Genomic DNA, 6,952 nt, shown 5'->3' with positions numbered 1-6,952 from the left:
GGGCTTTGCCGCCCCCGACGACAAGGGCCGGATGCAGGGTTTTGACGCCGATATCTGCCGCTCGATCGCGGCTGCCGTCTTCGGCGATGGCGAAAAGGTCGAATTCGTCCCGACCAACATCAACACGCGCTTCCAGGCGCTGCAATCCGGCGAGATCGACGTTCTCTCGCGCCAGACGACGCATACCTTCTCGCGCGACGCTTCGCTCGGCCTCGATTTCGGTCCGACGGTGTTTTACGACGGCCAGGGCCTGATGGTGCCGAAGTCGCTCGGCGTCTCCAGCGCCAAGGAGCTGACGGAGGCCGCGATCTGCACCCTGCCGGGTACCACGACGGCGCAGAACATTTCCGACTTCTTCGCCGCCATCAAGGGCAAGTTCGAGCTGGTCGTCTTCGAAAGCCCGGATGAAAACCGTGCCGCCTTCTTCTCCGGCCGCTGCGAAGCGATCACGTCCGATCGTTCCGACCTCGCGTCGATCCGCGCCGTCGCCAACAACCCGGACGACTACGTGGTCCTGCCCGACACGATTTCCAAGGAGCCGCTGGCGCCGGCCTTCCGCCAGAACGATTCCCAGTGGGGCGATATCGTTTCCTGGTCCGTTTGGATGCTGATGGCGGCCGAAGAAAAGGGCATCACCCAGGCCAATGTCGACGAGAAGCTGAAGAGCGAGGACCCGGACGTGCAGCGCATGCTCGGCGCCACCGAAGAGCTCGGCAAGATGCTCGGCCTCGACAACAAGTGGGGCTACAACGTCGTCAAGAGCGTCGGCAATTACGGCGAAGTCTTCGAGCGCAATGTCGGCCAGGGCACCAAGCTCGGCATGACGCGCGGCCCGAATTCGCTGTGGAACGCCGGCGGCCTGATCTACTCGCCGCCGATCCGCTGATCGCTTTCCTTTTCTGAGCGATCATCCGGGCGCGCGCATGGCGGTGCGCGCGCCCTCTTCATTTCCTGACATGGCGGCGAGGTTTCATGGCTTTCCTGCATGACATGCGCTTTCGCGCCTATTTCTACCAGGTCGTCGCGATCGGCTTCGTGGCGCTGATTGGCTGGACGATGTTTTCGACGGCGAGCGGCAACCTTGCCAAACAGAATATCGCGACCGGCTTCGATTTCCTGACGCGGCCGGCCGGCTTCGTCATCACGGAATCGGCCATCGCCTTCGAGCAGACCGATACGGTTGGCCGGGCGATCCTCGTCGGCATCGCCAACACGGTGAAGGTCTCGCTGCTTGCGGCGATCTTCGGCACGGTGCTCGGGCTCGGCGTGGGCATTGCGCGGCTCTCGCACAATCCGCTTCTGGCGCGGCTCGCGCTCGTCTATGTCGAGCTTTTGCGCAACGTGCCGCTGCTGCTCTATCTCTTCCTGTGGTATTCGCTGATCATCCTGATCCTGCCGCCGGTCAAGCAAGCACTGAACCTGCTGCCGGGCGTCTATCTCTCCAACAGCGGCCTCGTCGTTCCGGCGGCCCTCGTCGAAAGCGGCGGGCTGGCGCTTCTCGCCTGCGTGCTGGGCGGCGCCGTCGCGGCTCTCGTCATCCGCATCATGTCGACCCGCCGCCGCGTGACGACCGGCCAGTCCAACCATGGCGGCCTCATCGCGCTCGCCGTGCTCGTTCTGCCCGCGCTGCTTCTGTGGCTGGCGAATGGTGTCGCCTTGACCTGGGATTTCCCGACGGCCGGCAAATTTCGCCTGACGGGCGGGCTGCATGTGCGGCCGGAATTCGTGGCGCTGCTTTTCGGCCTGGCGCTCAGTGTTTCGGCCAATGTCGCGGAAATCGTGCGCGCCGGCATCCAGGCCGTCAACAAGGGGCAGTGGGAGGCCTCGGCGGCGCTCGGTCTTTCGCGCGGCAAGGCCATGCGGCTCGTCGTGCTGCCGCAGGCGCTGCGCATCATCATTCCGCCGCTCACCAATACCTATCTGACTGTGTTCAAGAACAGCTCTCTGGCGATCGCCATCGGCTACCCGGATCTCGTCATGGTCTCCAACACCGTGATGAACCAGACCGGCCAGGCCATTGAAACGATTGCGATCTTCATGGGCGTCTATCTCACGCTGTCGATTGCCATATCGCTTGTAATGAACTGGTACAATGCGCATGTCGCGCTGAGGGAGCGTTGAGATGACCGACGTCCAGGCCCTGGTCCTCGCACCGCCGCAGCCGGCCCCATCCGCCGCTCGTTTGGGCAAACTCTCCGCCTATTTCGGCACGCCCGGCAACACCATCATCAGCGTCGCCTCGATCGTCGCGATCGTCTTCGTCGCCAAGCTTGCGATCGGATGGCTGTTCATCGATGCCGTGTTTTCCGGCAACGGCGAGGCCTGCAAGGGCGGAGGCGGCGCCTGCTGGCCCTTCGTGGCGCAGAAGCTGCGCTACATGCTCTTCGGCTTCTATCCCTATGAGGAGCAATGGCGGCCGCTTTCGGCGCTGCTGTTGCTCTTCGGCGCCTGCCTGTTTTCCATGATGCCGCGCTTCTGGAGCCGGGGCCTGCTGATTGCCTGGATCGTCGTCATCCTGCCCACGCTCTATATCCTCATGGCGGGCGGCGTCTTCGGCCTGACGCCGGTCGCGACGTCGAACTGGGGTGGCCTGCCGCTCTCCTTCATGCTCTCCTTCGTCGGGCTGACGCTCGCCCTGCCGCTCGGCATCGTGCTGGCGCTGGCGCGTGCCTCCAACCTGCCGGCGATCCGGGTTCTGGCTGTCGGCTTCATCGAGATCGTGCGCGGCGTGCCGCTGATCAGCATTCTCTTCATGGCGACAGTCATGCTGCCGCTCTTCATGCCTGAAGGCGTGACGATCGATAAATTGCTGCGTGCCCAGGTGGCGATCATCCTCTTCGCTTCGGCCTACATTGCCGAGATCGTGCGTGGCGGCTTGCAGGACGTGCCGACGGGGCAGGTCGAGGCCGGAAAATCGCTCGGCCTGCATTACTGGCAGGTCATGCGCAAGATCGTGCTGCCGCAGGCGCTGAAAAAGGTCATTCCGCCGATGGTCGGCCTGTTCATCGGCTTCTTCCAGGATACGACGCTCGTCACCATCGTCGGCCTCGTCGATTTTCTCGATACGGTGCGCTCCGCCATCCGCGATCCGGAATGGCAGGGCATCGCGGTGCTCGAAGGCTATCTCGTCGCCGCCGCCGTCTACTTCACCTTCAGTGCCCTGATGGGCGCCTATAGCCGCTTCCTCGAAAAATACTTCAGGACGACCCATGCTTGACATCACCGTCATCCGAAACGCCCATACCGTCGTCGCCTTCAACGCGGCCACCGCCGGCCATGCCTATCTCAACGATGCCGACGTCGCCTTTGACGACAGCGGCTTCCTGCATGTCGGCGGCCGTTACGACGGGCCCTTCACGCACGAGATCTCCGGCCGCGACCGCATGGTCCTGCCGGGCTTCGTCAATGTGCATAGCCATTCCGGCGAGGAGCCGATCTCGAAAAGCCTGTTCGAGGACCAGGGCACCGCCGCGCTCTGGGGCCAGGCGATGTACGAATATTCGACGTTGATCGAGATCAGCGACGATGCGGTGCAGGCCGCGCTGACGGTGATGCTCGGCGATCTCCTGCGCAGCGGCGTCACCACCTTCGTCGATATTGCCGGCCCGCATGATTGCTGGCTGCCCACATTGGCAGAGAGCGGAGCGCGCGCCTATGTCGCCCCCGGTTTCCGAGAGGCGGCCTGGCATGTCGAGGGCAGTCACCGCCTCGACTTCCGCTGGGACGCCGCGCGCGGCCGCGAGGCCTTTGCGTGTGCGTTGGAAACGGTCGATGCGGCAGAGGCCCATCCGTCCGGCCGCCTCGGCGGCATCGTCGCCCCAGCACAGGTCGAGACCTGCTCGCCGGAGCTGTTGCAGGAAGCCGCCCAGGCCGCGCGCGACCGCAAGGTGCCGATCACCATCCACGCCGCCCAGACCATGGCCGAACATGAGGAACTGCTGCGCCGGCACGGAATGACCGCTGTGCGCTATCTCGAAACGCTTGGAATGCTCGGCCCGGATCTCATCCTCGGCCATTGTATCTTTATCGACAGCCATGGCTGGACGCGCCAACGCACGGAAGATGATCTCGAGCGTCTTGCCGCCAGCCGGACCAGCGTCGCCCATTGCCCCGTCACCTTCGCGCGCAGTGGCATGGTGCTGCAATCGGTCGGCCGCTACCGCAGGAGCGGCGTGAACGTCGCGCTCGGCACCGACAGCTACCCCTTCAACATGCTGGAGGAGATGCGCACGGCGCTGATCAACGCCCGCATTGCCGGCGGCACGGTGTTCGATGTCTCTACGGCGGATATCTTCGACGTGGCGACGCTTGCCGGTGCGAAAGCGCTCGGCCGCAGCGATATCGGCCGCATCGCCAAGGGGGCGAAGGCGGATTTCTCGCTGGTCGATCTCAGGCATCCCGGCATGCAGCCGGTCTACGATCCCCTGCGCAATCTGCTGCATTGCGCGGCCGAGCGCGCGGTGGCGGCCGTCTATGTCGACGGCGCCTGCGTGATGGAAAACGACCGGCCGACGCGGGTGGATTACGACGGTGCGCTCAAGGAGTTGCAGGCGGTGCAGGATTTTGCGGTGCGCCGTTTGCAGGCGAACGATCCGCGCGGACGCCCGGCTTCTGAGCTGGCGCCGCTCTCGCTGCCGGTGTTGCCGTATCCGTGATGCTGCGGATCGCCAAGGCCTGAGGGACGTCCTATGATGACGTCCCCGATCCTTGAGCCGGCTTCACCTTCGATGCACCAAACCCTGACCTTTCTTCGTTCCCGGACCGCGCTGGCGGGCGGCTGGCTGTTGCTGATGGCGGCCTTCGGTCTTTATTCGGCGGCAAGCCACCGGCAGGCGCTGGAGCAGGAGGTCTCGGAAAGCGGTCGGGCGTTGCAGCGGGCGATCTCCCAGCGCGTTGCCCAGCACGATGCGCATCTGACCGGCCTCAGCGCACTCGGTCTTGCACAGGCGCAGCCATCGGAGGATTTCGACCTCGTCGCCAGATCGATCCTGCGGTTCTATCCGCGCATCGAGGCCATCGATCTCGTCAGCGTGCCCTCGCCGAGCGGCGTGCGTGTCATCAGTTCGGTGACGTCGGCCGATGGTTCGGCGGTCGATCCCGCGCGTGTCTTCCAGGCGGTGGAGAGGCTGACGCCCGGCAAGGCGGTCTATGGGCCGGATGCCAAGCCCGGTCACTACCGGCTGATGAAGCGCATGAACGACACGATGGCCGTCAGTCTGGATATCGACGGCGCGAAGCTGGTCGAGGGTGAAGAGTTGCCGCGCTGGGCCGCGCTGACCCTCTCGACGGTCGATGGCCCCTTGCTGGAAACGGGCGACAGAGCTCCCGTAGAGATATCCTTTGGCGCCCGCACCCTTGGTTTCGATGCTCCGGTCGCCAGCGTCACGCAGCCTTTGCGCTTGTCCTTGCAACGCCATGTCACGCTGGCGCAGCTTCTGCCGCCGGTGCCCTTTACGCTCTTTGCGGCAATTTCTCTGGCCGGCCTCGTGCTCATTCGCTCGCTGTTGCGCCATCGCCACGAGGCGGCCATGGCCCGCGCGGCGGCGGAGGCGGCGTCGCGGCGCGAGGCGTTGCGCCAGCATGAGACGAAACTGGCCCATGCGCTGCGCATCAACAGCATGGGCGAGATGGCTTCCGGCATCGCCCATGAGCTCACCCAGCCGCTGACGGCGCTGCTCAGCCAGAGCCAGGCCGGGCGACGCATCGCGGCGGCGGACGGCCTTGCCGATACGCCGCTCGACGGCGTGCTGGCCGCCAACGTGCAGCAGGCCAAGCGCGCGGCCGATATCCTGGTGCGGCTGCGCGCCTATGTCGGCAAGAGCGCGCTGGAGGCCGGCGTGCACGATCTCGGCCGCCACGTCGCCGATATCGTCGCGCTCTCGCGCATCGATCTCGACCGGCGCAGCATCGCGCTCGCCATCGATCTGCCGGACGCGCCGGCCCTGGCGCGCATCGATCCCGTCGAGATCGAGCAGGTTATCCATAATCTCATCCGCAACGCCGCCGATGCGGTGGAGCAGGCGGGGCGAGGGGATGGGCGGGTGCTCGTCTCTCTGAAGGCCATTGGCGGCAATTACGAAATCACCGTGTCCGACAACGGCACGGGCATTCCGCCGGATATTCTAGCGCGGCTGTTCGAGCCGTTCTTCTCCAGCAAGCCAGACGGTATGGGCCTTGGCCTCAGCCTGTGCGAAAGCATCGTCGAACGGTTCGACGGCGGCATTTCGGGAGGGAACGATCCGAAGGGCGGCGCGGTCTTCACCGTGCGCCTGCCGGCGGCGCGGAAACGACAGGACGAGAGGAAGCAGCGGAATGACGATGGCGCCGGTCTATTTGGTCGATGACGACGAGGGCGTGCGCAGCGCCCTGTCGCTGCTGCTCGGCACCTATGGCATTCGTATCGAGACCTTCGGTGACCCGACCGCCTTTTTGGCGCGGGCGCCGAAATTGAAGCCGGGCGTGCTGATGCTGGATCTGCGCATGCCCGCCATCACCGGCTTGCAGTTGCATGAAAAGCTGCGCGCCATCGGCTGCGACTGGCCGACGATCATCTGCACCGGCCATGGCGACGTGCATGCCTGCCGGCGGGCCTTCAAGGCCGGCGTCGTGGATTTCCTGACGAAGCCGATCGACGAGCAGGTGCTGATCGAAGCCCTGCAACAGGCCTCCGGCGCGCTCGACGCGCGGGCGGAGAAGGCGGAAGCCGCACAGCTCGTCGCGCAGCTGACCGATCGCGAACGCGAGGTGCTCGACATGGTGGGGCGCGGCTGGTCGACCAGGGAGATCGCGGAAGCCCTGCACCTGTCGCCGCGCACGGTCGATACGCACCGCGCGAATATCGCCCAGAAGCTCGGCACGACATCGGTCGCGGAGTTCGCGCGCCTGTCGCTGATCGGGCAGGCTCCGTAGTCCTACGGACCCCGCTCCGTCCGTCCACCGATACCGCAAAATG

The 6,952-nt window shown here is 65.2% G+C and carries 6 protein-coding genes; all 6 read left to right on the top strand.

All coding sequences use genetic code 11. The features are described 5' to 3' along the window. On the top strand, positions 1 to 886 hold an 886-nt coding region (locus ACOZKU_RS22490), incomplete at its 5' end, for an amino acid ABC transporter substrate-binding protein (RefSeq protein ID WP_421580765.1). Between the two features lie 86 nt (positions 887 to 972). Then, positions 973 to 2,121, top strand: a complete 1,149-nt coding sequence (locus ACOZKU_RS22485; protein ID WP_421580764.1) for an amino acid ABC transporter permease — start codon at positions 973 to 975, stop codon at positions 2,119 to 2,121. A 1-nt stretch (position 2,122) separates the two neighbouring features. After that, the gene (locus tag ACOZKU_RS22480) at positions 2,123 to 3,217 is read left to right on the top strand and encodes an amino acid ABC transporter permease (RefSeq protein WP_421580763.1); all 1,095 of its coding nucleotides are present in this window, start codon (positions 2,123 to 2,125) and stop codon (positions 3,215 to 3,217) included. Next, on the top strand, positions 3,210 to 4,655 hold the full coding sequence (locus ACOZKU_RS22475; RefSeq protein ID WP_421580762.1) for an amidohydrolase family protein: 1,446 nt from the start codon (positions 3,210 to 3,212) through the stop codon (positions 4,653 to 4,655). Before ACOZKU_RS22480 ends, ACOZKU_RS22475 begins: the two co-directional genes overlap by 8 nt. Positions 4,656 to 4,727: 72 nt before the next feature. Next, positions 4,728 to 6,344: a sensor histidine kinase gene (locus ACOZKU_RS22470; protein WP_421580761.1), complete on the top strand. Its 1,617-nt coding sequence runs from the start codon at positions 4,728 to 4,730 to the stop codon at positions 6,342 to 6,344. Then, entirely contained in the window at positions 6,313 to 6,909 is a 597-nt protein-coding gene (locus tag ACOZKU_RS22465) for a response regulator transcription factor (protein WP_314085201.1), read from the top strand. Before ACOZKU_RS22470 ends, ACOZKU_RS22465 begins: the two co-directional genes overlap by 32 nt. Positions 6,910 to 6,952 lie beyond the last annotated feature (43 nt).

This window comes from Shinella sp. M31 (genome assembly GCF_049199205.1).
Taxonomy (GTDB): domain Bacteria; phylum Pseudomonadota; class Alphaproteobacteria; order Rhizobiales; family Rhizobiaceae; genus Shinella.
This window is presented reverse-complemented; position numbering and strand designations above follow the sequence as displayed.